Genomic DNA, 25,992 nt, shown 5'->3' on the forward strand with positions numbered 1-25,992 from the left:
AGCCGTCTCCCCACTCGATAAGGTGAACACCATGCTACTCATCGCATTCCTGGGCGGCGTCCTGACCGTCCTCAGTCCTTGTATCCTGCCGGTGGTGCCGTTTCTGTTCGCCGGCGTCGACCGCACCCGCCGTTCGATCCTGCTGACTCTCGGCGGCATGGTCCTGACCTTCGCGCTGATTTCCAGCCTGGCCGTGGTCAGCACGGAGTGGGTGATACAGGCCAATAACACCGGCCGCCATGTGGCGCTGATCGTGATGGGGCTGTTTGCGCTGTCGCTGATCTCGGCACGGGTCGGTGGCTGGCTGGCACGCCCCTTTGTGGTGTTGGGCAACCGTCTCGATCCTGACAGCCGCACGCTGTCCGGCCCGCTGAAGTCGGTCCTGATCGGCGTCGCCACAGGCCTGCTGTGGGCGCCGTGCGCCGGGCCGATCCTGGGCGTGATCCTGACCAGCGCGATGCTGCAAGGCGCCAATGCACAGACCAGCCTGTTGCTGGTGGCCTACGGCCTGGGCAGCGCCTTGTCCCTGGGCACGCTGATCTTTGCCGGGCGCGGCTTGGTCAATCGACTCAAGGCCTCGATTCCGGTGACCGGTTGGCTGCGCCGTGGGGCAGGTGTGGCGGTACTGGCTGCAGCAGTGGTGATCTCCACCGGTGCGGACAAAACCTTACTCGCCGGTACGTCGTCCGAAGGTGTCAGCAGCCTGGAAAAGGGCGTACTGGAAAACGTGCCCAAAGTTGTGGATTACGTGGTGAGCAAGGTCAAGGCCGACCCTGGCCAGGACAATGCCAACGGTGCCATGCCGTCGCTGGCCGGCGCGGTCGAGTGGCTCAACTCACCCGAACTCACCCGCGAATCCTTGAAAGGCAAAGTGGTGCTGGTGGACTTCTGGACCTATGACTGCATCAACTGCCAGCACACGCTGCCGTATGTGAAGCAATGGGCGAAGAAGTACGAGAAGGACGGCTTGGTGGTGATCGGCGTGCACACCCCGGAATACGGCTATGAACGCATCATCGGCAACGTCAAGGACCAGGTGCGCAAGCTGGGTATCACCTACCCGGTGGCCATCGACAACAACTACGCGATCTGGCGCAACTTCGACAACCAGTACTGGCCCGCCCATTACCTGATCGATGCCAAGGGGCAAGTGCGTTACACCCACTTCGGCGAAGGTCGTTATGACGCGCAGGAGCAGATGATCCAGACGTTGTTGAGCGAAGCCAAGGCCGCTCAGTGACTCAATGCAGCGGCTTTGCCAGCAAAGCCGCCATCTTGACCAGGTCCGCCAAGGAGCGGGCCTTCATTTTGCGCATCGCCTTGCCACGATGGGCCTTGACCGTGATCTCACTGATCGCGAGGTCGGCTGCAATGACTTTGTTCATATGCCCCGCGACAACCCTGGTCATCACTTCCTGCTCCCGTGGCGTCAAGGTGGCGTAGGCCGCCCGCAGGACGCGCAACTGATCCTGTTGATCCAGCAAGGTACGGCTTTTTTCGAGTGCACCAGCAATCGCGGTCAACAGCACGTCATCATTGAATGGCTTGGTCAGGAACTCCACCGCCCCCGCTTTCATGGCGCGCACGGTAAGAGGGATGTCGCCGTAGCCGGTGATGAAAATGATCGGCGTGTCCGGGCGTTCGTTGGCGATGGCGACTTGCAGGTCCAGGCCGTTGAGATCGGGCAGGTTGATGTCCAGCACCAGGCAGGTGGGCACGTCTGCAGGTGGCTGGCTCAGAAACGCCTGGGCCGATTCGAATAGTCGGGGTTGCCACTGGGCGAACCGTATCAGCAGCTCCAGGGATTCGCGTACGGAAACATCGTCATCGACAACGAATACGATCGGCTGGGTGTCGGTCATCGGCGCGGCTCTGCGTGCATGGGCGATCGGGTGAGTCGAATGCATCATGATAGCTCCTTCAAGATAGCTCCCTGTTGGGGCGGTTCAGTCGACTGGAAAGGCCGCGCTCAGCGCCTTCAGCAATTGTGCTTCGCTGAACGGTTTCATCAGGCAGTCCACCACGCCGGTGCGCATCAGTTTCTGCCGGTCGCCGGCATCGCCATGGGCGGTGATGAAGATCACCGGAATGGCAAGGCCGCGCAGTGTGAGGGTGGTGTGCAGTTCCGGGCCGGACATGCCTGGCATCGCCACATCGAGGATCAGGCAGCGCGTGGCTGCCACATGGGGCGATGACAGGAACGCCGGCGCAGAGGAAAACGCTTCGACCGCAAAACCGAATTCCCGGAGCAGGTCCGGCAGGGATTCGCGCACCGATTCGTCATCATCGACAACCGCTATGAGTGCAGGTTTTTCCATCACATACCCTCCTTGGTCGAGCCCGCGTCCTGATCGGTCATGCGGGGCAGGGCAAATTGAAAGGTGGCGCCGGGTCCGCTATGGGCGGTGGCCCACAACACCCCGTCATGCCGCTCGATAATGGAGCGGCTGATGGACAGCCCGATTCCCATGCCGGTGGTCTTGGTGGTGTAGAACGCCTGGAACAGGCGCTCGGCATCCCGCGGATCGAAACCGTTGCCGTTGTCCTTCACGGCAAGGTAAACGCCCTGGTGTTCGTCCAGGCCAGTGGTGACGTGCAGGTGCCGCGAACGCCCCGTCATGGTATTCATCGCCTCGGTGGCATTGAGGATCAGGTTGAGGATTACTTGTTGCAACTGCACGCGGTCGGCCTTGACGGTGGGCAGGGCGTCGGCAAATTCCGGGTGCAGTTTTACGTCGTTGCGCTGCAACTCGCCCAGCAGCATGGCGATGACCTCCCGCGCCGCCTCGTTCAAGTCGACGGGTTCGAGGGTGATGCATTTCTTCGAAAACAGCGCACGCAGTCGGTTGATCACCTCGGCGGCGCGGTTGCCGTCGCGGATGGTACGCCGCGCGGTCTCCAGGGCGCCGGTGACATTCGGCGGGTCGGCGCCCAGCATGCGCAGGCAGGTGCTGGCATTGGTGATGATCCCGGCCAGCGGCTGATTGACTTCGTGGGCGATCGAGGCGGTGACGGTGCTCAGGCTCGCCACGCGTGCCAAGTGCGCCAGCTCCGAGCGCACCTTGCTCAGGGTTTCCTCCGATAGCTGGCGTTCGACAGCGATGCTGGCCGCTAGCATTTCGGCGCGCTTGCGGTCTTCGATATCGGTGTTCTCGCCGTACCAGCGCAGCACTGCGCCCCACTCATCACGCTGCGGCACCGCACGCACCAGGAACCAGCGATAGTCGCCGTCGAAGCGGCGCAACCGCGCCTCATATTCTCCGGCTTCACCCGACCGCAACAGGGCGCCCCAGTACCGGGCCAGTTGCTCGGCGTCGTCGGGGTGGACCGAGCGCGCCCAGCCATTGCCGCGCGCTTCGTCCAGGCTCATGCCGGTGTAGTCGCACCAGCGCTGGTTGACGAAGCCCACACTGCCGTCAGGCGCGGCACTCCAGACAAACCCGGGGATGGCGTTGATGATGTTGCTGAGGCGGTCTTCCGAGGCACTGACTTCGGCCAGTGCGTGGGCGATCAAGGCTTTGTCGCGCTTGTGCTCGTCGATGTCCACGCTGACCACCCACCAGCGGATGATCCGGTCGTGGTTGTCGCGCATCGGCTTGCCGTCACTGACGAACCAGCGGTAGGCACCGTCCGCCTGCTGCAGGCGCAGCTCCTTGCGATAGGGCTCGCCATTGCGAACGGCTTCGCGCCATGAGTTGAGGGTGGCTGGCAGGTCATCCGGATGCACGGCCGCCAGCCAGCCAGACCCGGTGGCCGCGCTGGCACTGCGTCCGGTGTAGGCGCACCAGCCTTGGTTGACGTAATCGACGTTGCCATCCGCGAGGGCGGTGAAGGCGACCCCAGGCAGAGCATCGACGACGCGATCGAATTCATTCGACATACCGGTTCTCTAGTGTCAGGCGCCGTGCGCAGAGAATGCCCTGTGGGTGGCTGTTCGCCCATCATACTTAGGTATCGCCTGCCCATGCCGGCGGGGCAGGCGGACGATACCATCGTGTTATCGATCGCGGGCACGGGTTCTGTTCTGATTGAGCCGCGCATCCCGAGTGCGTATTTCTCAATTTCCTGGAACTCTGCCATGACCGCCAAAAAAGTACTCTACACCGCCAAAGTCCACACCATTGGTGCGCGCGACGGGGGCACCTCACGCAGCGACGACGGGCGCCTGGATATCCTCCATTCCCTGCCGGGTTCCAAAGGCAGCGGCACCAACCCCGAGCAACTCTTCGCCGCCGGCTGGTCGGCGTGTTTCGACGGCGCCCTGGGGTTGGCGGCGCGCGCGTTGAAGGTCGAACTGCCGGCTGACGTGGCCATCGACGCTGAAGTCGATTTGTGCCTGGAAGGCGATGCCTACTTCCTGCGGGCTCGCTTGAACGTCAGCCTGCCGGGGCTGGAACGCCACGTTGCGTTGGCGCTGATTGAAAGAGCCCACCAGACGTGCCCGTACTCCAAGGCGGTGCGTGGCAACATCGACGTGGTGCTTAACCTGGCTTGAATGTAAGCCACTGTATCCAGCGCGCCTGAGAGTACACAGCCATTCAAAACCGCCGCTCTGCCGACATGCCGCAGATACACGCGCTGCGCAGCATTGCGGCAGGTTCGGCGTCATTCGACGCTGACGGAGTTGAAGGCTGTGAACACGATGAAAGCTGTGGTGATCAACGCATTTGGTGGCCCTGAGGTCTTGGCCGTGCAAGAGGTTTCACTGGCCCGACCGGGGCCTGGGCAGGCACTGGTCCAGGTCATGGCCGCCGGGGTGAATTTCATGGATACCGGCGCGCGCCGAGGCCTCGGCGCCGCCAGCCCGTTGCCGCTGACGCTGGGCGCGGAGGGCGCTGGGGTGGTTCTGGCCATCGGGCCCGGTGTTACAGACGTGGCACCCGGCGATCGTGTGGCCTGGTATTACGTGCCAGGCAGTTATGCGCAACAGGTGATCGCACCGGTCAGCCAATTGGTGCCATTGCCCGAAGACATCGGCTTCGAAACCGCCGCCAGCCTGATGATGCAGGGCCTTACCGCCAGCAACCTGGTGTTTGAAGTGCATGCCATCCAGAAGGGTGACGTGGCGTTCATCCATGCCGCGGCGGGGGGGGTGGGGCTGATGCTGACGCAGATGGTCAAGCTGCTCGGCGGCCAGGTGATTGGCCGTGTTTCCCATGCCGACAAGGTCGACAGCGTACTGGCCGCCGGTGCCGATTATGTGGTGATCGGGCGCGCCGGGCATATCGCCGGCCAGGTCGAACGCCTGGTGGGCAAACACGCGGTGAATGTGGTGTACGACGGCACCGGCAACGAAGGTTTCAGCGAATCGCTCAATCTGCTGGATTACTTCGGCACCTTGGCGCTGTTCGGTCCGTTCATGGACCCGATCGCGCCGATCGATATCTTTTCTGTCCCGCGCAGCATCAAGCTGACCTACCCGGTGGTGATGCACCATGTGCGGAGTCGCGAGACCTTGCTGGCACATGCACAGCAGCTGTTCACCTGGGTGCGCACCGGAAGGCTCAACGTGAACATCGGCCAGCGTTATGCGTTGGCGCAGGCGCACCAGGCTCATCGGGATATTGAGTCGCGCCGCAGCACCGGCAAGCTGATTATCCTGCCTCAGGCGTAGCCCGGTGGCTGCGCCAGATCAGCAGGGCAGCCAGCAACTGGCTGCCCGCGTAGACAGTGAACAGATCCTGGGGACGCCACTGGGCGTCGAGCAGTACGCCGGCGAAGGTGGGCGACACAATTGCACCCAGCCTGCCAGTGGCCAGCACCACGCCCACGCCGCGCGTACGTTCAGGGCTGGCGAACGCCTGGGGCGCCAGCACAAACAGCGCCGCAATGGCGGCGTAGAGCAACAGCCCGGCCGTGAACCCCGTGGCAATGGCCAGTATCGGTATGCGCGTGGCCGTTACCATCAGCAGCATCATTACGGCGTTGAGCAGCAGGCACATGCACAACAACCGGTTGCAGCCCCAGCGATTTGCACCCAAGCCCAGCAGTAATGCGCCGAACATACCGCCGACCGTGAGCAACATGCCGCCGGTGATGCCATGGCGTGCGGAAAAACCGCTGTGGGTCAGCAGCATGGGGGTCCAGCTCATCACAAAATAAAACCCGAACATCAGCAAGAAACCTACGCAAGCCAACGCGCAGGTCGATGGCCAGCGCCCTTGGCTGAACAGGTCGCGATAGCCAAGGCCCGGACGCCCGGCCGTCAGTGCCAGCCGCGACGTAGACTCGCGTAACCAGAGCATGCCGACGAAGCCAACCAACAGCGTCAGGCAGCCCCCCGCCAGGAACACGTACCGCCAGCCGAGGCTGTCGTTGAGCTGATGGGCCAGTACGCCGCCCAAGGTGGCGCCCAATGCAAAGGCCACCGATTGCAAGGCGATCGCCAGGTTACGATACCTGGGCGGCGCATGGTCGTGGGTCAGTACATTGGCGCCGACCAACACCGCGCCCACGCCCATACCTGTGAGCAAGCGCATGCACAGCAACGTGCAATACCCCTGGCTCCAGAAACTCAGCACCATGGCCACGCCACTGAGCATCAGGCCCGCCAGTAACACACGGCGGCGCCCATGCCGGTTGGCCATAGGCGCGATACCCAACGAGCCGCAGGCCATGCCCACCAGACTGGCACTGAGCAGCAGGCCGACTTGCGCCGCACCCAATGACCACTGCGCGGCCACGCGGCTGGCCGTGAACGCCATGGCCATTGCATCCAGGCCATCGATCACATTGAACAGCAAGCACAGCCCTACCACGGTCCACGCCGCGCGCCGCGACGAAATGCTCGGTGTTGCCGCGCTGATTGCCTGCCGACTCATTGGCTTTGGGTCCCGTGTTTATCGAGGGTGGATGGCAGCATCGAGCGACCCAGCTGGCAAGTCATACAAAGGTATCGACCGACACCTACGTGCAATCGTCTGCTGTAAACCCCGGTGGTCTGATCTGCCTCGCACCCGCCACCAGGGCGCAGTGCCACGACAGGAGATTCATCATGCTTGCAGCTTCGTCCCTTTACCTGCGGCTTCGCTGCCGGGCCTCGTTGCTCGGCCTGGCGCTGCTCGCCGGCAGCCAGGCCGCGTGGGCCGCCTCCGACGCCATCCGTCCTTACCGTATTCACGTTGATGAAGCACAACTGGCCGACCTGCACAAACGCATCGCCGCCACCCGCTGGCCCGACAAGGAAACCGTCAACGACACCTCCCAGGGCGTGCAATTGGCGCAGGTGCAGGCGCTGGTCAAGTACTGGGGCAATGGCTACGACTGGCGCAAGGCTGAAGCCAGGCTCAATGCGCTGCCTGAATTCATCACCACCATCGACGGCGTCGACATTCAATTCATTCATGTGCGCTCGCGCAATCCGAACGCGCTGCCGCTGATTCTTACCCATGGTTGGCCGGGTTCTCAATTTGAATTCCTCAAGACCATCGGCCCGCTGACCGACCCGGTCGCCTACGGCGGCCGCATCGAAGATTCGTTCGACGTGGTGATCCCCTCGATCCCCGGCCACGGTTTCTCCGGCAAGCCCACCGAGCTGGGCTGGGGCCCGGACCGGGTCGCCAAGGCCTGGGATGTGCTGATGAAACGCCTGGGCTACAGCCATTACGTGTCCCAGGGCGGCGACCATGGCTCGGTGATCTCCGACGCGTTGGGTCGCCTGTCGCCCCCCGGTTTGCTCGGCATCCACCTGAACATGCCGGCCACGGTGCCGCCCGAACTGGTCAAGCCGATCAACAGCGGCGAACCGGCGCCCGCCACCCTGACCGAACCTGAGCGCACGGCCTACAACGCGCTGAGCACCTTCTTCGGGCGCAACGCGGCGTATGGCGCGATGATGGTCACTCGTCCACAAACCATCGGCTATCTGCTGGCTGATTCTGCGGCCGGTACGGCCGCCTGGATGTACGAGAAATTCGCCGCCTGGACCGACAGTGATGGCAAGCCCGAGCGTGTGCTCAGTCGCGATGAAATGCTCGACGACATCAGCCTGTATTGGTTGACCAACAGCGGTGCGGCGTCCTCGCGGTTCTACTGGGAGAACAACAACAATAACTTCAGCGCCGCGGCGCAGAAGACCGACACCATCAAGGTTCCTGTCGGCATTACCGTGTTCCCCCACGAAATCTACCAGGCCCCCAAATCCTGGGCGCAGCGCGCCTATCCATCGCTGTCCTACTATAGTCAGGTCAGCAAAGGCGGGCATTTCGCCGCCTGGGAACAGCCGCAACTGTTCAGCGAGGAACTGCGCGAAGCCTTCCGGCCGTTGCGTCCGGCGGCCAAGCCCTGAGGCTTTCTCAGGCGTGTTGAGCATCGTCCAGGCGCGCCTGCAGCAAGCGCAGGTCATGGGTATCGAAACCTTCCGAAAACTGCTCACGGTGTTGGCCCAGCAAGTACTGGGCTTCACTGTCGCGACCTTGCGCCTGCCACAGCGCTGCCAGGTCGATGGCGCTGCGCAATGCCCAGCTGCGCGAGCCTTGCTGCTGGCTCAAGCTCAAGGATGCTTGCAGCAATGCCTCAGGCCGCTTGTTGTCGCCGGGCACTTGCGCCTTATGGATGCTGGCCTGGATGCGCAGCAGTTCCGGCAGGGGAAAGGCATCGCCGCTGCGTCGGCAGTGTTCGATGGTCGCCTCCACTTGTGCCAATGCCTGTTCAAATTGCCCGGCCAGTATCAAGCCCTCGGCCAGTGCCATCTCGAAAGAGGTGGTCAGCAATTCGTAGCGCATGCCGTGCAGACGGGCCAGGGTTTCTTCAAGGACGGCGACCGCATTTCCGGGCCGGCCAGCCCGGATGGCGACCGCCGCGCCGAAGCCCGTGGCCGCAGCGATATAAGGGCCGAAGGCGTTGGCCTCGGCAATGGACTTGAAGGTGTGCAGGCGCTCGGCGGCTGTGTCCAGGTCTCCGGTCCAGATGTAAATCTGCAGGGTCCAGACCAGCGCAATGCAATAGGTGGTTGCATGGTCCAGCGCGGCGGCTTCGGTTTCGACCTGCCGGGCGCCGTGCCTGGCCTGATCGGGAAAGCCCATCAGCCACAGCGTGCGCGCCAGGGCCAGGCCGGTGCGGTTGCGATGGTCGAAACCATAGTGAATGGTAAGACTGCGCTGCGATGGCAAGCTGTTGCGCAGAGAGTGTTCCAGTGTCTGGCGCGCCAATGGCTGGTTACCCAGCAAGTGATAACAGATTCCCGCCAGGGAGGCGGCCACGGCGATGGCGTCCGGTTTGCCGATCACCGCGCCGATCTCCACGGCACGTTCGGCCCATACCAGGGATGCCTTAAAATCACCAATGCGTTCGTAGAAGATCTGCAATCGCCCCAGCAGGCGCAGTTGCGAGCGGTGTTCGCCAAGGCTGACGGCAATGTCCAGGGCGCGTAACAGGGCTTTTTCCGCTGCAGCGCTATTGCCCTTGGTGAACATCAGCACCAGGCCCAGGGCGGCCTGTAATTCCATTTCGGTAGGCGTGCCGAAATAGCCGAGTTCCAGCAACTCGGTGGCGCGAGTGCACCAGGTGCGGCATTCCACCAACAGGGAAAAATGCAGGAACAGTTGCGCGCTCGCCGCCGCCAGCGGCAGTGCCAGGCCGGGGTCGCCCTGGGGGCCGAAACTCCATTCCAGCGCGCTGCGGATATTGCCCAACTGGCAGCCCAGCCGCGCGGAACTGGCGAAGATGGCATGAGGCGTCTCGCCCAGGTGCTTGAGCTGTTCCATGTGGTGGGCCGCATGTCGGAAGGCCAGGGCGTGTACCTCTGACGGGCCGCGCACCTGGAGTTTTTCCCGCGCATAGGCGCGGGTCATTTCCAGCAAACGGTAAGACGCCGTGGCGCTGCTGCGGTTCACGGTCACCAAGCCCTTGGCGGCCAGTTCATCCAGGGTAGCGGCGACGCTGATGGGGTCGATCCAATCGTCGGCGGCGATGTGCGAGGCCGCCTCCAGGGAAAATGGGCCGACAAATACGGCCAGCCGATCGAACACCAGGCGTTCATTGGCCGAGAGCAGGTCATAACTCCAATCCAGCATCGCCCGCAGCGTCTGATGCCGCGGCAGTGCAGTCCGCCGGCCGGCCCAGCCCAGGGAAAAGCGTTCGCCGAGCAGGGCATGAGTGGCATGTACGCCATGCACCGCGACGCGCACCGCCGCCAACTCGATGGGCAGCGCCATGCCTTCCAGGCGTTGGCACATGTCGGCAATCAGGCGCGCGTCGCCGGGGGCCAGGGCCAGCGCGGCGTTGCTGGAGCAGACGCGTTCGACAAACAGTTGCACGGCGGGAAATCCCAGCAGTTGTTCAACGCTCAAGTCCTGCAACTCGCTGGGAAAGGCCAGCGGGTTGAGCCGATACACGTGCTCGCCGCGTGCCCGCAGGGGTTCGCGACTGGTGGCCAGGAGGGTCACTCCGGGTGCCGCGTCCTGGATCTGTTCAACGATGGCGCAGACCGCATCGATCAGGTGTTCGCAGTTGTCGAGGATCAGCAGCAACCGCTGCGAACGCAGATGGGCGAGCAGCACCTGCATCGGTTCTTCGGCCTGCACCGCAATGCCCAGTGAGCTGGCGAGGGCGATGGGTACCAAGTCCGCACCCTCGACCTGGGCCAGGTCGACGAAGTGCACGGCGTCATCCTCTGCGCGGCAGTGACCGGTTTCCACGGCCAGGCTGGTCTTGCCCACGCCGCCTGGGCCGACGATGGTAAACAGCTTGGGCTGTCGCAGTCGCTCCATCACCAGCGCCACATCCGCGTTGCGCCCGATCAGGCTGGGGCGCGGCGGCAGGCGACCGACGCCGTTGGCCCCACGATGGAGGCTGTGCGGCGCAGGCAAGGGCCGCGCAGCGCGCTCGATTGGTGCGACGAACGCGTAGCCAACGCCGACCTGGGTGTTGATATAGCGCGCACCGTCTTCGCCATCGCCCAGAATCCGGCGCAGCCCGGTCATGTGAAAACGCAGGCTGCCTTCCTCGACAATGATGTCGGGCCACACCAGGTTGATCAGTTCACGCTTGGACACCACGCGCCCTGGGCGTTCGAGCAGGGCGATCAGCAGGTCGAACGCGCGCCCGCCGATGTCGAGCGCGGTGCCGTCTTTCGTGAGCAGGCGTTTACCCGGAACCACGCGAAATGGCCCGAAGGCAAAATCCAGGCTCGCGGCGTCATGCAGGGCGTCAGGTGCGGACTCCACGGTTATCGAGCTCTCGAAAAGGTGAGGGTGTATTCAACGGGGGTGGAACCCTGTAGCGGTCTGAGCATGATAGGAGATCCCGGCGTTCGTTCAAGTCCGTACAGCCTCAGCCGCCTGTGGCGCGGGGGCGTCGGTCCGGGCCGGTTTGAGCACCGGTGTCAGGCACAGCATGAAGACCAGCACGGCAAACAGCATGTCGTAGGCCAGGCTGTAGTTGCCGGTGTGGTCCCGTAATGTACCGAAACACAGCGGGCCCAAAGCGGCCACCAGGTAGCCGATAAACAGCATGAATACCGTCCATGCACCGGCTTGGGCAGGGCAGGAGGCATTGTCCAGGGGCAGCGTCATGCCCACGGTAAACGACATGCCCAGGCCGATCGCCACCAGCAACACGTACAGGGTTGGCCAGGCCATCGGCGCAAACGCCATGCCGGCGGTGCCCAATAACGCGATCAGTGTGCAGGCGGCCAGCAGGCCGCGACGGTCATGGGCCTTGCCACGGATCAGACCTGCGCCCACGCTGGCGACGGCGAACACGGCGGTGAACAGCCCCAGCAAGGTGCCGGCGGACAGATGGGTGACAGCCGTTTCCGTGGACGCCGGTGCCAACCAGGAAAAAAGGGCGTAAACCACAAATTGGCTGGCACCGAAGTACAGCGCCACCAGCCATGCCTGAGGCGTGCGCCACGGCAGCCGGATCGACTGGGCCGGTGGAGGTGCCAGCCTGGGGGCTCCGGCCGTGAAACGCCTGGCCATCCACACCCAACTGATCACCGCCGTGACGCTCAACAGGCTCCATAGGCCGGCCCCCACGCGCCAGCTGTGGGTGAGTTCGGTGATGGGCGCCGTGAACAGCGCAGAAAGGGTGGCCCCGACACTTAAGCCTGCGGCGTAAATGCCCATGAAAAACGCGGGCCGGTGGGCGAAGTGGGTTTTGATCCAGCCCCCCATCAACGCGCCGGCGATGGCAATGCCCACACTGATCACAAAGGTGGTCAGCAGCAGGAACGCGGCATTCGGTGAGACTGCCCGCAGCAGGCACGCAACGCCGATCAGCAGCAGGGCGGCGATCATGCACCGGTGCGAACCAAAGCGCCGGCTCAAGCCAGGTGCAAGCAGGGCGAGCACCCCCATGCAGACGTCCGGGATCGACGTCAGCAACGCCGCCTGGGTAAAGCTCAGGCCATAATGGTTCTGGATCAACAGCAGGATCGGCCCGATGGACACAATGGCCGGGCGCAGGGCGATGGACAGCACCAGCAGGCCGATGACGGCTGCGAGGCTGTGCTTGTCGGAGGAGGTCATGTCGACGGGCTCTTCGGGTCGTTGAAGTCGAACCGATCGTAGCAATGTGCAAGAATCGACAAATGCCAGCTTATATCGACAAAGTGACATTGCGAAGAGCCCACGATGAAGCAAGATGCCCGCACCGTCGGTAAACCCGTCGAGCTGAACGGACGCAGTGAGGACTACCTGGATTACCAGGACGTGCCGCGTGTACTCATGGCCCTCGTCCGTAACCAGGCGGCCGGCGCCTATAACGCACCGCACACCCATCGTCACGGCCAGTTGTTGTATGCGGTCAGTGGGGTGATGCGCGCGGTCGCCCAGGGTAGCCTGTGGTTCTTGCCACCCAAACGGGCGCTGTGGATTCCCGCCGAAGAAGAACACGATCAACTGATGCTGACGCCGGTGCAGATGCGCTCGATCTACATCCAGGCCGACGCGGCCGCCGGTTTCGGCGACAGGTGCCGGATCGTCGATGTTTCGCTGCTGCTGCGCGAGCTGATTCTGGTGTTGGCCAATGAGCCGATCGAGTATGAACTCGAAGGTCGCAATAGCCATGTGGTGGCGCTGATCCTCAGCGAGCTGGCCGCCGCGCGCACCTTGCCGTTGCAGATTCCGTGGCCCGTCGACCGTCGGTTGCTGGTGGTGTGCCGCGCGATTCTTGAAGCACCTGGGCAAACCCATCGGGTGGAGTATTGGGCCGACCAGGTCGGCGCCAGCTCACGCACGCTGATCCGCTTGTTCCTCAAGGAAACCGGCCTGACCTACCGCCAGTGGGTCCAGCAGGTTCGCCTGGCCTGTGCCCTGGAGCGGCTGGAGAATGGCGAACCCATCGGCCGGATCGCCCAGGACCTGGGCTATGTGAGTGCGAGTGCCTTCAGTGCGATGTTTCGACGGGCGATCGGCGTTTCACCGCGCGACTTTCTGGTCCGCGACTGACGGCGAGGGTGACTGGCAGTGAGGGAGCATTAACTGCGCGCACAACCCGCCGCCGTCGCGGTTGTACAGGGTCAAGCCGCCTTGCAGGGTCTGCGCCAGCTGCTGTGCGATCGCCAGGCCCAGCCCGGTGCCGCCGGTGGTGCGGTTGCGTGAGCTTTCGACGCGATAGAACGGCTTGACCACGTCGGGCAGTTGCGCCTCGGGAATGCCGGGGCCACGGTCAAGGATCTGGATCGACAGATGCTCGTCGGCGTGGCGCTCGACGTTGACCGTGACTTCGCTGCCAAACTTCAGCGCGTTGTCCACCAGGTTCACCAACACCCGGCGCAGTGCGTGGGGGCGGGTGTCGATGACGGTGCCGGTGGGCGCGGTGAGCATCACCTGTTTGCCGACGTCCTGATAGTCAAACACCAGGCTGTCAAGAAACGAATGCAAGTCCACCCGGCGACTGGCTTCGACGGTGCCGTCCATGCTGCGTGCATAGGCCACGCCTTCCTGGACCAGGTGCTGCATCTCACTGAGGTCGTTCCAGAGTTTTTCCCGTTCCAGCGACTCTTCCATTAACTCGGCACGCAGCTTCATGCGGGTGATCGGGGTTTGCAAGTCGTGGGAAATCGCCGCGAGCAGTTGCATGCGTTCCTTGATGTGGGTGGCGATCCGTTCCTGCAAGGTATTGAAGGCCACGGCAGCGTACGCCACCTCGGTGGGGCCCTTTTCATCCAGGCGTGCGCCGCCGCCGTTGGGGTCCAGGCGATCAACCGCATTGGCCAGACGGGTCAGCGGTTCAATCGCGGTGCGCACCGCCAGCAGGGTGCAGCCGAGCAGCAGCAACAGCTGCACCCCCAGTAACAGCGGCAGCCATGGCGACAGCGGTGAGACTTGCGGGCGCACATCAATGGTCAGCGGCGTGCCATCGCGCAGGTGCAGGTGTGCTTGATAATGCGGGCGCTTGTCGGGGATGGTGTTGAAGGTCAGGCCGTAGTCCTGGCCGAGGATGGCCTCCATCGAATGTACCGAGGCGGGTGCAGTGGCCATGTCCATCGGCTGGCCGGGCTGGCCGTCATCCAGTTGGTAGCGGTAGGTGGCATGTTCGAAGCGTGGCAGCCAGGCATTGCGCTCTTCGGCAGGCAGGCGTTCGAGCATGGCCACTGAGGTGCTGATGTCCTGTTCGAAGTTGCCCAGCATCAGCGACATGGCGCTCTGGTAGCGCTCATAAAACTGCAACCCGAAGGACAGTCCGTGGGCGATCACCAGGCTGGTCAGAAAGATCAGCGTCAGGCGCGAGGCCAGGGAGCGCGGCCAGCGCAGCCGTTTCATGATGCTTCTCCCAGAATCTCCACCGGGTAGGTGAACACATAGCCTTCGCTGCGTACCGTCTTGACGTAGGCCGGGTCACGCGCGTCATCCAGCAGGCGCTGGCGCAGGCGGCTGACCAACAAGTCGATTGAACGGTCGAACAGGTCGGCATCGCGGCCCTGGGTGAGGTTGAGCAATTGATCGCGACTCAGCACACGCTGAGGATGGTCGACAAATACCCGTAACAGGCGGTACTCGCCTCCACTCAGGTTGACGACAGTGCCCTGGGCGTCCATCAAGTGGCGCGCGGTGGTGTCCAACCGCCATTTGCCGAAGGCCAGCAGACGGCTGGCCTCGCTGACGACCAGGTTGGGAGGCAGCGAACGGGTGCGGCGCAATACGGCGTTGATGCGTGCCAGCAGCTCGCGGGCGGCGAAGGGTTTGACCAGGTAATCGTCGGCGCCCATTTCCAGGCCGATGATGCGGTCGGTTTCGTCGTTGCGTGCGGTCAGCATCAGGATCGGCGTGGCTTTGTGTTTGCCCGCGCGCAACTCGCGGCACAGCACCAGCCCATCGTCGCCCGGCATCATGATGTCGAGCACGATCAGGTCCACCGCTGTGGAGTCGAGCAGGGCGCGCATTTGCCGACCGTCCGCGGCCACCGTGGTACGCAAGCCATTTTTCTTCAGGTAATTGCCGACGAGCTCCCGGATCTCACGATCGTCGTCGACAATCATAATGTGATCGATATGGTCCATCTGGCTCACCCTAAGAGTTCGATGGCGCGGGCAACACCCGCGCCATAGGCAGGATCGGCTTGTGTGCAGTGCTGGATATGACGCTCTTTGGCCTGGGAGCTTGCACCCTGGATGGAACGCGCGGTGTTGGCGAACAAGGCGTGTTGCTGGGCTGCGCTCATCAAGCGGAACAGCGCACCGGGCTGGGAAAAATAGTCAGTGTCTTCCCGATGGTTCCAGTGCGCAGCACTGCCTTGCAGGGCCAGCGGTGGTTCGCGAAAGTCGGGCTGCTCCATCCATTGCGCGTGGCTGTTGGGTTCGTAGCCGAGGGTGCTGCCGGCATTGTGGTCGGTGCGCATCTGCCCGTCGCGGTGGTAGCTGTTGACCGGGCAACGCGGCGCATTCACCGGGATCTGATGGTGGTTCACGCCGACGCGGTAGCGCTGCGCATCACCGTAGGCAAACAGGCGCGCCTGCAGCATTTTGTCTGGTGAGAAGCTGATGCCCGGCACCACGTTGGCGGGGTTGAAGGCGGCTTGTTCGACGTCGACGAAGTAGTTGTCGGGGTTGCGATTGAGCTCCAGAACGCCCACTTCGATCAGCGGATAATCCCGATGTGGCCAGACTTTTGTCAGGTCGAAAGGGTTGATCGGATAGGTGCCGGCCTCTGCTTCCGGCATGATTTGCACGTGGAGTTTCCATCGCGGGAAGCGGCCTTCTTCGATGCTGGTGTACAGGTCACGCTGGGCGCTTTCACGGTCGTCGCCGACCACTTGGCTGGCCTGTTCGTCAGTGAGGTTGTGGATGCCTTGCGCGGTTTTCCAGGTGAATTTCACCCAGAAGCGCTCGTTGGTCGGGCTGATAAAGCTGAAGGTATGGCTGCCAAAACCGTGCATATGCCGATAGGACTGCGGCAACCCTCGGTCACTCATCACAATCGTGACCTGGTGCAGGGCTTCGGGCAGCAGGGTCCAGAAATCCCAGTTGTTGCGCGCGCTGCGCATGTTGGTGCGCGGGTCACGCTTGACGGCGTGGTTGAGGTCGGGAAATTTCAAGGGGTCGCGCAGGAAAAACACCGGAGTGTTGTTGCCCACCAGGTCCCAGTTGCCTTGCTCGGTGTAGAACTTGATGGCGAAGCCACGGATGTCCCGCTCGGCATCGGCGGCGCCGCGCTCGCCGGCTACGGTGGAAAAACGCACGAAGATATCCGTGGTCTTGCCGACGTGGGAAAACAGGTCAGCCTTGGTGAACCGGCTGATGTCATGGGTGACGGTAAAACGGCCAAACGCACCGGAGCCCTTGGCGTGCATGCGGCGTTCGGGGATGACTTCACGGTCGAAGTGCGCCAGTTTTTCCAGCAGCCAGACGTCCTGCAGCAACACAGGGCCGCGGGGGCCGGCGGTTTGCGAATGGTTGTTGTCGACTACGGGTGCGCCGGCGGCTGTCGTTAGTTTTTTCATGCTCAAATCCCCTTGTCGCTGGTTGTTGTGTCAGGGGGCATCAAACCAGACCACTCAGTGCGCGGCGATTGCACGTAGGTATCGAGTCACTGAACCTCAGTTCAGGGTGAAGGTGACGTCGATGTTGCGGCGTGTGGCTTTGGAATAGGGACAGTTCTGGCGGGCCGCTTCAATCAGTTGCAGGGCAATCTGGGGTTCGATCTCGGGCAACGAAACGCTGATACGCGCCTGCAGGAAGAACCCCTGTTCGCCGTGCAGCAGGTCGACCTGGGCATCGATCGCCGCCGCTAACGGAAACAGGATCTTGCGGGCATTGCAGGCATGGCGCAGTGTGGCCAGGAACGACGCCGACCAGCACACCGCAAACAGTTGTTCGGGGTTAGTACCGCTGCCGGGGGCGCCCGGCGGGGAGAGTTTGATATCAAGCTGGCCATCCTCGCTGCGCCCTGCGCCCTCTCGACCGCCTGTGGTGAACGTGTGGCCGGAATACAGCGTTTTTTCGATGCTCAGCATGGGCATGTCCTGGGAAGAATCGACGGTGTTGGGGGTTATATTGCCCACTGGATGTGTGGCGAATTCAACAGAGGCGCGACACTATTGGCTGGCAGATTACCCAGCAGCGTAGTGCGGGCGATATGAAGCAGCCAGGCGCGAAAGGGCGTGGCAGCGTTGTAATCTGCAGCGTATTGCAGCACCGCCAGAAACGCCTCGCGCGCCAGGCATTCGACGTTTTCATGGTGGATGCGCCCGGCCTGCGCCTGGCCTTCATAAAAGGCCACCAACAGCGGCGTCACGTCGCCCGCTAGCCGCCGCACGGCGCCTGGGTCACCGTTGAGCACCTGCGCCATCAATGTGCACAGCCCTTCATTTCCGAGGCGGCTCACCTTGCACAGACAGTTGCCGCGATACCCTTCGGTCATGGTTGCATCCCTCTTGAATGCTGACGGTGGTGAGATTCAAGAGTGATGCCTGGCCGTGTGGGTCGCCAGTTAGGCGGTGTTAGCAGTTGTTAGTCGAAGCGCTCACCGGGCCGAGTGGTGCCGATTCGCGGCTAAATGCCTCCAGCTCGCGTACCAGACTCTCTGCGGCCAGCTTGACCAGTTCACCGCCTTTTTCCACGCTCGCCTGGCCCGGGTCCGAGCCCATGCGACCGTCGGGGAAGCGTGAGCGAAAATCATGGGCTTCGCGAATTGGTCCGGAATTGGCGATTTGCGGCGTATAGGCCGCCGACTTGATCGACTCCGGGTAGGCCCATTGGGTCACGGCGATCTCCGACGGCGTGGCGTGGATACCGTGGCCGGTGGGGAACTGTCGGTTGGCCAATGCGCCCACGCCTTCCAGGTCCCACCAGTTGCTCAATTTCAAGGCGAACCCGGCAGGCTGCCTGGCGAAACTGGCGTGTGCATACAGTTGCGAAAACGCCGCCTCGATCGAGGCGATGTTGCCGCCATGGCCGTTGAGAAAGAAGATCTTCTCGAAGCCGTGGGTGACCAGGGAGCGTGTCCAGTCCTCGATGGCCGCGATGAATGTCGATGGGCGCAGTGTGATGGTGCCGGCAAAGCCTAGGTGATGCTGTGCCATGCCGATATTGAAGGTGGGAGCGATCAGGATATCGGCGGACTCCTGCGCCTGATGGGCAATGATCTGCGGACACATCCAGTCGGTGCCCAGCAGACCGATTGGCCCGTGCTGCTCGTTAGAACCGATGGGGATCACGATGGTGCGGCTGCGCTCAAGAAATTGCTCGATTTCAGCCCAGGTAGACATGTGTAAAAGCATGATGGCCTCTCTGTTCGACAGGGCCCCCGTGGGAGCGTGATGGAGTATCGGGAGTGCGCGCCAATCTCATCACGGGGCAGTAGCTGCGGACATTGCACGATGGTGTCGGTCAAGACGTTGCGCGTCGGTCTATGCTTGTTCAATAACCGAGGGCACTCCCAGGTTTCGCTGCGGACTAAGCAACAGGGTCTACAAGGGACCTCTGCTTTTCTGACATGGACCGGACATGAATCAAACCAATCTGCAATTCAAGACCCTGCTGTTGTTGCTGGGCCTGGTGACCATCGCGTTTATCTGGATATTGCTGCCGTTCTACGGCGCGGTGTTCTGGGCGGTGATCCTCGGCATCATCTTTGCCCCGATGCAGCGGCGCCTGCAGCAGCGCTTTGGCTGGAACCGCAACCTCACTTCCCTGGCCACCTTGAGTGCCTGCCTGATCATCGCGATCCTGCCGGTGATCATCACCAGCGCCTTGCTGGTGCAAGAGGGCGCGACGCTCTACAAGAACATCGAAAGCGGCAAGCTGGACGTGGCCGGGTATATCGAGCAGTTCAAGAATGTGTTGCCGCCGTACTTCCAGCACCTGCTGGACCGTTTCGGCATGGGCAACCTTGAAGGGTTGCGCGAGAAAATCGTCAAGAGCGCAATGCAAGGCAGTCAGTTCTTTGCCACTCAGGCATTCAGCTTCGGCCAGGGTACGTTTGATTTCCTGGTGAGCTTTTTCATCATGTTGTATCTGCTGTATTTCCTGCTGCGCGATGGCCCTGAACTGGTACGTAAGGTGCGCACCGCGGTGCCGTTGGCCGAACCGCAAAAGCGCCGGTTGCAACTCAAGTTCAATCGGGTGGTGCGTGCCACGGTCAAGGGCAACGTGCTGGTGGCCGTGACCCAGGGTGCGCTCGGCGGGTTGATCTTCTGGTTCCTGGATATTCCCAGTGCATTGCTCTGGGCGGTACTGATGGCGTTTCTGTCGTTGTTGCCGGCGGTGGGCGCGGGGATTGTCTGGGGGCCGGTAGCCGCCTACTTCTTATTGAGCGGCGCAATCTGGCAGGGCGTGGTGCTGGCGCTGTTTGGCGTGTTTGTGATCGGCCTGGTGGACAATGTGTTGCGGCCGATCCTGGTGGGCAAGGACACCAAGATGCCGGATTACCTGATCCTGATCTCGACCCTGGGCGGTTTGTCGGTCTTTGGCTTGAACGGCTTCGTGATCGGGCCGCTGGTGGCGGCCTTGTTCATGTCCAGTTGGGCGTTGTTCGTGGAGAGCAAGCCGCGAGTCAAGTTGCCGTTGCCCTAAAAGGCAGCTTCAAGCTTGAGGCTTGCAGCTGCTTCACGGCTGCTTATAAAAGGACCACTGATGGCTTCGCCATCGCGAACCAGGTACCAGCAGGCGAGCAAGCCCAGCTGGCGAAGAGGGGCGGGGACGGCGCTGCCGATGACGGACATGATCTGAATAGTGGCCATAAGGACCTCCGATTGCTATGGAGGTCACTGTACGGGGCAGGCTGATCTAGGAAAAATCACCTGGCTCGATAGTCGACATCGACGCGAGACGTCAGTCCACCACTTGATCGAGCATGTTCACCACTTCCTGCTCGCTGAGCAGACCCTTGCGCACCAGGTTTTCCGCCAGCAGCGCGAGGAATTTGGCGCTGCGGTGGCCCTCCAGGTGCTTGAGTTCGGTGAGGGCGCTGTAGACTTTGCTGGATGTGCAGAGGCCAGCGGTGCGGTGCGGGTTTTGCGTGGGCATGGTCAGTCGTCCTTGTTGTTATTGGGTGGACAGGATCGATAGTGGAAGGCTGTCGTGACACAAACATGACAGCGCAAGGCCGGTTCGAGCAAGTAGACATTGGTGTCGATGATGTGCGATTGCGCACCGGGCATTGTCCTCAGAGCGACCTTGACGGCATGAATCCGGACTTTCCAGGCAAAAAAAGGCCCCGCAATCCGGCGAGGCCTGTTTCAGACGATCCGCTTACCAGCCGCGACCGTAATAGCCGTGGGGAGGGCCGTAGTAGCCGCGTGGTGGACCGTAATAGCCACGCGGTGGGCCGTAATACACCGGCGCCGGACGATAATAAACCTGCTGTTGCACATACACCGGTGGCGGCGGTGCGTAGTAGACCGGCGGCGGCGCGGCGTACACCGGCTGCGGTTGCACATACACCGGCTGCTGCACGTAGACGTCACGCGGCTGGCTTGCAACCACGGAGCCCACGACGGCTGCGCCGACTAAAGCACCCAATACGGCCGGGCCACCCCAACCACCACCATGGGCGGAGGCTTGGCCTGCCATCGCGAGTGCGCCAACCAGCAAGGCGATCTTGGGGATTGTACGAATCATGGTCATTCCTCGGTTAGCCCCAGCGCTTGTGGTCTGCAATCAATAGACTCAAGTAATGTCGCGGGGATACTTTTAAGACAACGTATTTCTGAAAAACAGCACAGCCGCTAGGTAAAGGTTGTGTAAGGTCTGTATCCAATTGCTTACTCAAAGGAGTTATCCATGCAGATGCACCCCAACAAGGACACCCAACTGTGCATGTCTCTGTCGGCGCGCCCCGGGAATTTCGGCCTGCGGTTTCATAACCACCTGTACGAGCAGTTGGGTCTGAACTTCTACTATAAAGCCTTCAGCAGCCAGGATTTGCCCGGCGCGATCGGTGGTATCCGCGCGCTGGGCGTACGGGGTTGCGGGGTTTCCATGCCCTTCAAGGAGGCTGCCATTGCCTTAGTGGATGAACTGGACGATTCGGTTCAAGCCATCGACTCCCTGAACACCATCGTCAACACCGACGGGCACCTCAAGGCCTATAACACCGACTACATCGCCATCGAGCAACTGCTGAAGAAGCACGCCGTGCCTAAGGACTCGACCTTCGCTCTGCGTGGCAGCGGCGGTATGGCCAAGGCCGTGGCCAGTGCCTTGCGTGACGGTGGTTACGCCAATGGCGTAATCGTTGCGCGCAACGAAGCAGCAGGCCGGGCGCTGGCGCATAACCTCGGATATGCGTGGCGAGCCGAATTGGCGGATATGCGTCCGCAGATGCTGATCAACGTGACGCCCATCGGCATGACCGGCGGGGCTGAGGCAGACGCGTTGGCGTTTGACGCTGATGCGGTGGATGTCGCGGAGACTGTGTTCGATGTGGTTGCGATCCCCTCGGAAACACCATTGATCGTGCGTGGAAGGGCCCAGGGCAAGCGGGTGATTACCGGCTTGGAAGTCATTGCCATCCAAGCGCTGGAGCAGTTTGTGCTCTATACCGGCGTGCGGCCGACCGATGAGCAGTTTCAGGCGGCAGTGGCCTTCGCCCGAAACTGAAGCCTTGCCTGGAACGAACGTGGGAGCGAGCAAGCCCGCTCCCACACGTTGACTGTTTTAGGCCTGTTCCAGTAACGCCAACCGCTCTTCCAACGCTGCAATCCGCGCTTCCAGCTCTTCAATCCGGTCCACGGAAACCCCAACCCCACGCTCTGCCGGGCTACCCCGCGCCGCAATAATCGTCTCGATGTCCGCCGGGTCACCCAGCGCATGGGTATACCGATCTTCCCGTTGCCCGGCCTGACGCGGCACCAGCAGCGCCAACCCTCGCGCAATCAAACGCTCAAGCTGGTGCACCACCTGCTCAGTATCTTCAAAATCATGCATGCGCCCGCTGCGGGTGAGCAGTTCGTTGACCGTCTGCGGCCCTCGCAGGAATAACAAGCCAATCAGGATGACCTGGGCTGGCACCAGTTCCAGCGCCTTGTCTACGCGATGCTCCCAACGGTCGGCGCGGCTGCCCATCACCAGGCGGGTAAAACCCTGGCCCTCCAATGCGCGCAGGCTTTGGCCGACCTGGCCCTGACTGAGGTTCATGACGGGTTCGCGACTGGTCTTCTGGTTGCAGGCCAGTACCAGGGCATTGAGGGTCAGGGGATAGGTTTCCGGGTTGGTCGCCTGTTTTTCGATCAGGCAGCCCAGGATGCGGATTTCCGTGCTGTTCAGGCGCGGCTCAGGGGTCTCGGTGTCGTGCTCGGCGGTCATCGCGCTTTCCCTATGCAGTGAGCTCACTAGCGTAAGCCGGAAAAAATAAAAGACAAGCGCCCGGCATGTCTATAATCGCCGCTGGTTCAAACCGTGACATTACCCAGAGACTGCCATGACTATTTCCCTGTACGCCGCCTCCATCCCGGTCTTCAAGCAAATGCTCACCGCCCTGAGCGGTGTGTTGACCAAAGCCGAAGCCCACGCCACCGCCAAGAACATCGAGCCGAACGCCTTGCTGCAGGCACGCCTGTTCCCGGACATGTTCCAACTGGTTCGCCAGGTGCAGATCGCTGTCGACTTCGCCAAGGGCGTTTCCGCACGCCTGGCAGAGATCGAAGTGCCGAAATATGAAGATACCGAAGTCACCTTTGCCGACCTGCAAGCCCTGATCGCCAAAGTGTTGGCCTTTGTCGACACCATCAAGCCCGAGCAGATCGACGGCAAGGAAGGCATCGAGATCATCACTCGCCCAGGCACGCCGAAAGAAAAGCGCTTCAGCGGCCAGTCCTACCTGCTGACCTACGGCCTGCCGCAGTTCTTCTTCCACGTCACCACCGCCTACGCTCTGCTGCGTCACAATGGCGTGGAAGTGGGCAAGCGCGACTACATGGGCGCTTTCTAAGCATCCAGCCACAAAAAAGCCCGGGGTCGTTCTTCAGTGAACGGCCCCGGGCTTTTTTGTGGCTGGCGATTAAGCCGGCTGTTCTTCCTTGCCCAGGCAAGCGGCGGCAGTGAACAGTACATCGGTGGACGAGTTCAGCGCGGTTTCCGCCGAATCCTGTAGCACACCGATGATGAAACCCACGGCGACTACTTGCATGGCGATGTCACTGGGAATGCCAAACAAGCTGCACGCCAGCGGGATCAGCAACAGCGAGCCGCCCGCCACGCCGGAAGCACCGCAGGCGCAGATGGCCGCGACCACACTGAGCAGCACGGCAGTTGGCAGGTCGACGGCGATGCCCAAGGTGTGCACGGCGGCCAGGGTCAGCACGGTGATGGTGATCGCAGCACCGGCCATGTTGATGGTGGCACCGAGTGGGATCGACACCGAGTAGGTGTCTTCATGCAGGCCCAGGCGTTTGCTCAAGGCCAGGTTGACCGGGATGTTCGCCGCCGAACTGCGGGTGAAGAACGCGGTGATACCGCTTTCACGCAGGCACATCAGCACCAATGGATACGGATTGCGGCGCAGTTTCCAGAACACAATGGCCGGGTTGACCACCAGCGCCACGAACAACATGCAGCCGATCAGCACCACCAGCAGGTGGGCGTAGCCGAGCAGCGCGCCAAAGCCGGAAGTGGCCAGGGTCGAGGCTACCAGGCCGAAAATGCCCAACGGCGCAAAGCGGATCACCACACGCACGATCAGCGTGACGCCATTGGACAGGTCGTCGAGTACGGTGCGCGTGGTCTCGCCGGCATGACGGATGGCTACGCCCATACCGATGGCCCAGGCCAGGATGCCGATGAAGTTGGCGTTCATCAGCGCGCTGACCGGGTTGTCCACCACGCTCAACAGCAGGCTTTGCAACACCTCACCAATGCCGCCCGGTGCGCTGACCGTTGCATCATGGGTTGCCAGCACCAGCGAGGAGGGGAACCACATGCTGGCAATTACCGCGACGACGGCGGCAGCAAAGGTGCCCAGCAGGTACAGGAACAGGATCGGCTTGATATGGGTTTCCTGGCCGTGCTTATGGTTGGCGATCGACGCCATCACCAGCACAAACACCAGGATCGGTGCCACGGCTTTGAGCGCCGTGACGAACACCTTGCCGATAAACCCGGTGGCCTTGGCCGCCTCGGGCAGCAGCAGGGCGAGCAGGATGCCGGCGATCAGGCCGATGACGATTTGCGTGACCAGGCTGACGCGCGCCAGTCGTTGCAGGAGGGATGGGGCAGCAGTCATAACACTTGTCTCTAGTTTTTGGAGGCACAGCGGCGTACGCAGAAATGGCTGTAGGACGCGGATCGCGAAGTCTAGCACGCTGTAGGAAATGTCCTCGCCTGTGCGGCATTGCGTCACCCGCCCGTCCCAGTCTTTGCAAAATCCTGTTAAGATTCCGTCCTCTCATCTTTCCTTCCGTCAGCGGGCCCTTCGGGCTGTCGTTGATGTCGTCGTTTCTGGAGTTTTCATGTTGTTTCCCATCCTGCTGCTGTCAGCCGCCGGCTTTACGGTGCTGACCACGGAATTCGTCATTGTCGGCCTGCTGCCCTCCATCGCGCGGGACCTGAATGTGAGTGTGTCCCAGGCTGGGCTGCTGGTGACCTTGTTCGCGTTTACCGTGGCGGCCTTTGGTCCGTTTCTGACAGCCTATTGCGCGCGTTTCCCACGCAAACGGCTGTTCATCAGCATCCTGATCCTGTTCGGCGTGGCCAATACGGTGGCGGCGCTGGCACCGAATATCTGGGTGATGGCATTGGCGCGGTTGATCCCGGCGCTGGGGCTGCCGGTGTTCTGGGCGTTGGCCAGCGAGACGGCGGTGGACATCGTCGGCCCGGAATTCGCCGGGCGTGCCATCGAGAAGATCGGCTTTGGTATCGTCTGCGCCACGGTCTTCGGCATTCCGGTGGGTACCTTGATTGCCGATATGTTCGGCTGGCGCGCCGCGTTTGCCATCCTCGCGGTGGTGGCGTTGGCCAAGGCCTTGCTGCTGTTTATCTACCTGCCGGTGACCCAGCCCAAGAATGATGAAGTGACGTTGCGCTCGCAGTTCAAGATCCTGCGTAACCCGCTGATGCAGGGGCATATCCTGCTGTCGATTTTCGTGTTCAGCGGCATGTTCACGGCATACACCTACTTAGCGGACATCCTGGAGCGCCTGGCCGGTTTCGACGGTACGTTGGTGGGCTGGTGCCTGATGGGCTTCGGTGCCGTCGGGCTGATTGGCAATTCGTTGGGCGGGCGTGCGGTGGATCGCCATCCGTTGATCGCGTCGATGGTGTTCTGTGGCTTCATGATTGCGGGCATGGTCGCGCTGGTGCCAGCGATCCATTCCACCATTGGCCTGGCGGCGGCGATGGCCGTGTGGGGCGTGACCCAGGCGGCGATGTTTCTGGTCAGCCATGTGCGCTTGATGAAGGCCGCGCCTCATGCACCGGCATTTGCGGCGTCACTCAACATCGCCGGGGCCAACCTGGGAATCGGCCTGGGCGCCATGGTGGGTGGCCATGTGATCGACACCCTCGGCTTGGGCAGCCTGGGCTTTGCCGCGTCCGGGTTTATCCTCGTGTCGATCCTGCTGGCGTTGTGGCTGATGACCGCCAAGCAACCGGTCGCCTCCCAGGCCTGAGCC

At 62.2% G+C, this 25,992-nt stretch carries 26 protein-coding genes; 9 read left to right on the plus strand and 17 right to left on the minus strand.

All coding sequences use genetic code 11. From position 1 onward, the window contains the following. Positions 1-31 precede the first annotated feature (31 nt). Positions 32-1,240 (plus strand): cytochrome c biogenesis protein DipZ, encoded by a 1,209-nt coding sequence (locus tag AC4PS7_RS12280; RefSeq protein WP_021492037.1) that lies wholly within the window; start codon positions 32-34, stop codon positions 1,238-1,240. 1 nt (position 1,241) lies between these two features. Here the strand turns inward: AC4PS7_RS12280 and AC4PS7_RS12285 are convergent, their stop codons facing one another. From AC4PS7_RS12285 to AC4PS7_RS12295, 3 genes are read right to left on the minus strand one after another with little or no spacing between them, the layout of a single operon-like run. Next, on the minus strand, positions 1,242-1,907 hold the full coding sequence (locus AC4PS7_RS12285; protein WP_080662774.1) for a response regulator transcription factor: 666 nt from the start codon (positions 1,905-1,907) through the stop codon (positions 1,242-1,244). Between the two features lie 39 nt (positions 1,908-1,946). Beyond that, on the minus strand, positions 1,947-2,318 hold the full coding sequence (locus AC4PS7_RS12290; RefSeq protein ID WP_010211372.1) for a response regulator: 372 nt from the start codon (positions 2,316-2,318) through the stop codon (positions 1,947-1,949). Then, positions 2,318-3,880 carry a PAS domain-containing sensor histidine kinase gene (locus AC4PS7_RS12295; protein ID WP_021492035.1) on the minus strand — a complete coding sequence of 521 codons (1,563 nt, stop codon included), beginning with the start codon at positions 3,878-3,880 and terminating at the stop codon, positions 2,318-2,320. Before AC4PS7_RS12295 ends, AC4PS7_RS12290 begins: the two co-directional genes overlap by 1 nt. Positions 3,881-4,078: 198 nt before the next feature. On the opposite strand from AC4PS7_RS12295, the gene AC4PS7_RS12300 reads away from it, so the two are divergent. Both AC4PS7_RS12300 and AC4PS7_RS12305 read left to right on the plus strand, forming a co-directional pair. Next, complete coding sequence (locus tag AC4PS7_RS12300) at positions 4,079-4,495, plus strand: organic hydroperoxide resistance protein (RefSeq protein ID WP_305437301.1); 417 nt, start codon at positions 4,079-4,081, stop codon at positions 4,493-4,495. Between the two features lie 147 nt (positions 4,496-4,642). Beyond that, a complete protein-coding gene (locus AC4PS7_RS12305; RefSeq protein ID WP_010211369.1) occupies positions 4,643-5,614 on the plus strand; it encodes a quinone oxidoreductase family protein in 972 nt (323 codons plus the stop codon). On the opposite strand, the gene AC4PS7_RS12310 is transcribed toward AC4PS7_RS12305, so the two are convergent. Then, complete coding sequence (locus AC4PS7_RS12310) at positions 5,595-6,821, minus strand: MFS transporter (RefSeq protein ID WP_010211368.1); 1,227 nt, start codon at positions 6,819-6,821, stop codon at positions 5,595-5,597. The genes AC4PS7_RS12305 and AC4PS7_RS12310 overlap by 20 nt on opposite strands. Positions 6,822-6,994: 173 nt before the next feature. On the opposite strand from AC4PS7_RS12310, the gene AC4PS7_RS12315 reads away from it, so the two are divergent. Then, on the plus strand, positions 6,995-8,287 hold the full coding sequence (locus AC4PS7_RS12315) for an epoxide hydrolase family protein (protein ID WP_010211367.1): 1,293 nt from the start codon (positions 6,995-6,997) through the stop codon (positions 8,285-8,287). A gap of 7 nt (positions 8,288-8,294) precedes the next feature. On the opposite strand, the gene AC4PS7_RS12320 is transcribed toward AC4PS7_RS12315, so the two are convergent. Further along, on the minus strand, positions 8,295-11,165 hold the full coding sequence (locus AC4PS7_RS12320; RefSeq protein ID WP_010211366.1) for an ATP-binding protein: 2,871 nt from the start codon (positions 11,163-11,165) through the stop codon (positions 8,295-8,297). A 90-nt stretch (positions 11,166-11,255) separates the two neighbouring features. Then, positions 11,256-12,470 (minus strand): MFS transporter, encoded by a 1,215-nt coding sequence (locus AC4PS7_RS12325; protein WP_492179439.1) that lies wholly within the window; start codon positions 12,468-12,470, stop codon positions 11,256-11,258. Positions 12,471-12,575: 105 nt separating this feature from the next. On the opposite strand from AC4PS7_RS12325, the gene AC4PS7_RS12330 reads away from it, so the two are divergent. Next, a complete protein-coding gene (locus tag AC4PS7_RS12330) occupies positions 12,576-13,391 on the plus strand; it encodes an AraC family transcriptional regulator (protein ID WP_010211364.1) in 816 nt (271 codons plus the stop codon). Here the strand turns inward: AC4PS7_RS12330 and AC4PS7_RS12335 are convergent. The 6 genes from AC4PS7_RS12335 to AC4PS7_RS12360 form a co-directional block, all read right to left on the minus strand. Continuing rightward, positions 13,362-14,708 carry a sensor histidine kinase gene (locus AC4PS7_RS12335; protein ID WP_010211363.1) on the minus strand — a complete coding sequence of 449 codons (1,347 nt, stop codon included), beginning with the start codon at positions 14,706-14,708 and terminating at the stop codon, positions 13,362-13,364. The genes AC4PS7_RS12330 and AC4PS7_RS12335 overlap by 30 nt on opposite strands. Beyond that, positions 14,705-15,445 carry a response regulator gene (locus AC4PS7_RS12340; protein WP_010211361.1) on the minus strand — a complete coding sequence of 247 codons (741 nt, stop codon included), beginning with the start codon at positions 15,443-15,445 and terminating at the stop codon, positions 14,705-14,707. Before AC4PS7_RS12340 ends, AC4PS7_RS12335 begins: the two co-directional genes overlap by 4 nt. Positions 15,446-15,450: 5 nt before the next feature. Continuing rightward, the gene (locus tag AC4PS7_RS12345; RefSeq protein ID WP_010211359.1) at positions 15,451-16,884 is read right to left on the minus strand and encodes a catalase; all 1,434 of its coding nucleotides are present in this window, start codon (positions 16,882-16,884) and stop codon (positions 15,451-15,453) included. A 96-nt stretch (positions 16,885-16,980) separates the two neighbouring features. Beyond that, the gene (locus AC4PS7_RS12350; RefSeq protein WP_021492032.1) at positions 16,981-17,397 is read right to left on the minus strand and encodes an Ohr family peroxiredoxin; all 417 of its coding nucleotides are present in this window, start codon (positions 17,395-17,397) and stop codon (positions 16,981-16,983) included. Between the two features lie 35 nt (positions 17,398-17,432). Beyond that, positions 17,433-17,804, minus strand: coding sequence for an RNA polymerase sigma factor (locus AC4PS7_RS12355; protein ID WP_010211357.1), 372 nt, complete (start codon positions 17,802-17,804; stop codon positions 17,433-17,435). 79 nt (positions 17,805-17,883) lie between these two features. Next, positions 17,884-18,663 carry a creatininase family protein gene (locus AC4PS7_RS12360; RefSeq protein ID WP_021492031.1) on the minus strand — a complete coding sequence of 260 codons (780 nt, stop codon included), beginning with the start codon at positions 18,661-18,663 and terminating at the stop codon, positions 17,884-17,886. Between the two features lie 226 nt (positions 18,664-18,889). Here AC4PS7_RS12360 and AC4PS7_RS12365 point away from each other — a divergent pair, with 226 nt between their 5' ends. Beyond that, complete coding sequence (locus AC4PS7_RS12365) at positions 18,890-19,957, plus strand: AI-2E family transporter (RefSeq protein WP_010211353.1); 1,068 nt, start codon at positions 18,890-18,892, stop codon at positions 19,955-19,957. On the opposite strand, the gene AC4PS7_RS12370 is transcribed toward AC4PS7_RS12365, so the two are convergent. From AC4PS7_RS12370 to AC4PS7_RS12380, 3 genes are all read right to left on the minus strand, one after another. Further along, entirely contained in the window at positions 19,954-20,124 is a 171-nt protein-coding gene (locus tag AC4PS7_RS12370) for a hypothetical protein (RefSeq protein ID WP_010211350.1), read from the minus strand. The two genes, AC4PS7_RS12365 and AC4PS7_RS12370, sit on opposite strands and share 4 nt — an antisense overlap. A gap of 91 nt (positions 20,125-20,215) precedes the next feature. Next, complete coding sequence (locus tag AC4PS7_RS12375) at positions 20,216-20,410, minus strand: hypothetical protein (RefSeq protein WP_010211349.1); 195 nt, start codon at positions 20,408-20,410, stop codon at positions 20,216-20,218. Positions 20,411-20,635: 225 nt separating this feature from the next. Then, on the minus strand, positions 20,636-21,010 hold the full coding sequence (locus AC4PS7_RS12380; protein ID WP_021492030.1) for a hypothetical protein: 375 nt from the start codon (positions 21,008-21,010) through the stop codon (positions 20,636-20,638). Positions 21,011-21,166: 156 nt separating this feature from the next. Between AC4PS7_RS12380 and AC4PS7_RS12385 the strand changes: the two genes are divergently transcribed. Beyond that, positions 21,167-21,985 carry a shikimate 5-dehydrogenase gene (locus tag AC4PS7_RS12385; protein ID WP_021492029.1) on the plus strand — a complete coding sequence of 273 codons (819 nt, stop codon included), beginning with the start codon at positions 21,167-21,169 and terminating at the stop codon, positions 21,983-21,985. A gap of 57 nt (positions 21,986-22,042) precedes the next feature. On the opposite strand, the gene AC4PS7_RS12390 is transcribed toward AC4PS7_RS12385, so the two are convergent. Next, on the minus strand, positions 22,043-22,690 hold the full coding sequence (locus tag AC4PS7_RS12390) for a YceH family protein (RefSeq protein WP_010211343.1): 648 nt from the start codon (positions 22,688-22,690) through the stop codon (positions 22,043-22,045). Positions 22,691-22,805: 115 nt separating this feature from the next. On the opposite strand from AC4PS7_RS12390, the gene AC4PS7_RS12395 reads away from it, so the two are divergent. Further along, entirely contained in the window at positions 22,806-23,315 is a 510-nt protein-coding gene (locus tag AC4PS7_RS12395; protein ID WP_010211342.1) for a DUF1993 domain-containing protein, read from the plus strand. A 69-nt stretch (positions 23,316-23,384) separates the two neighbouring features. Here the strand turns inward: AC4PS7_RS12395 and sstT are convergent, their stop codons facing one another. Next, on the minus strand, positions 23,385-24,605 hold the full coding sequence (sstT, locus tag AC4PS7_RS12400) for a serine/threonine transporter SstT (protein ID WP_021492028.1): 1,221 nt from the start codon (positions 24,603-24,605) through the stop codon (positions 23,385-23,387). Positions 24,606-24,831: 226 nt separating this feature from the next. On the opposite strand from sstT, the gene AC4PS7_RS12405 reads away from it, so the two are divergent. Next, positions 24,832-25,989, plus strand: a complete 1,158-nt coding sequence (locus tag AC4PS7_RS12405; protein ID WP_492179440.1) for an MFS transporter — start codon at positions 24,832-24,834, stop codon at positions 25,987-25,989. The last annotated feature ends 3 nt before the right edge of the window (positions 25,990-25,992 follow it).

This window comes from Pseudomonas sp. DW-iso3 (assembly GCF_058725305.1).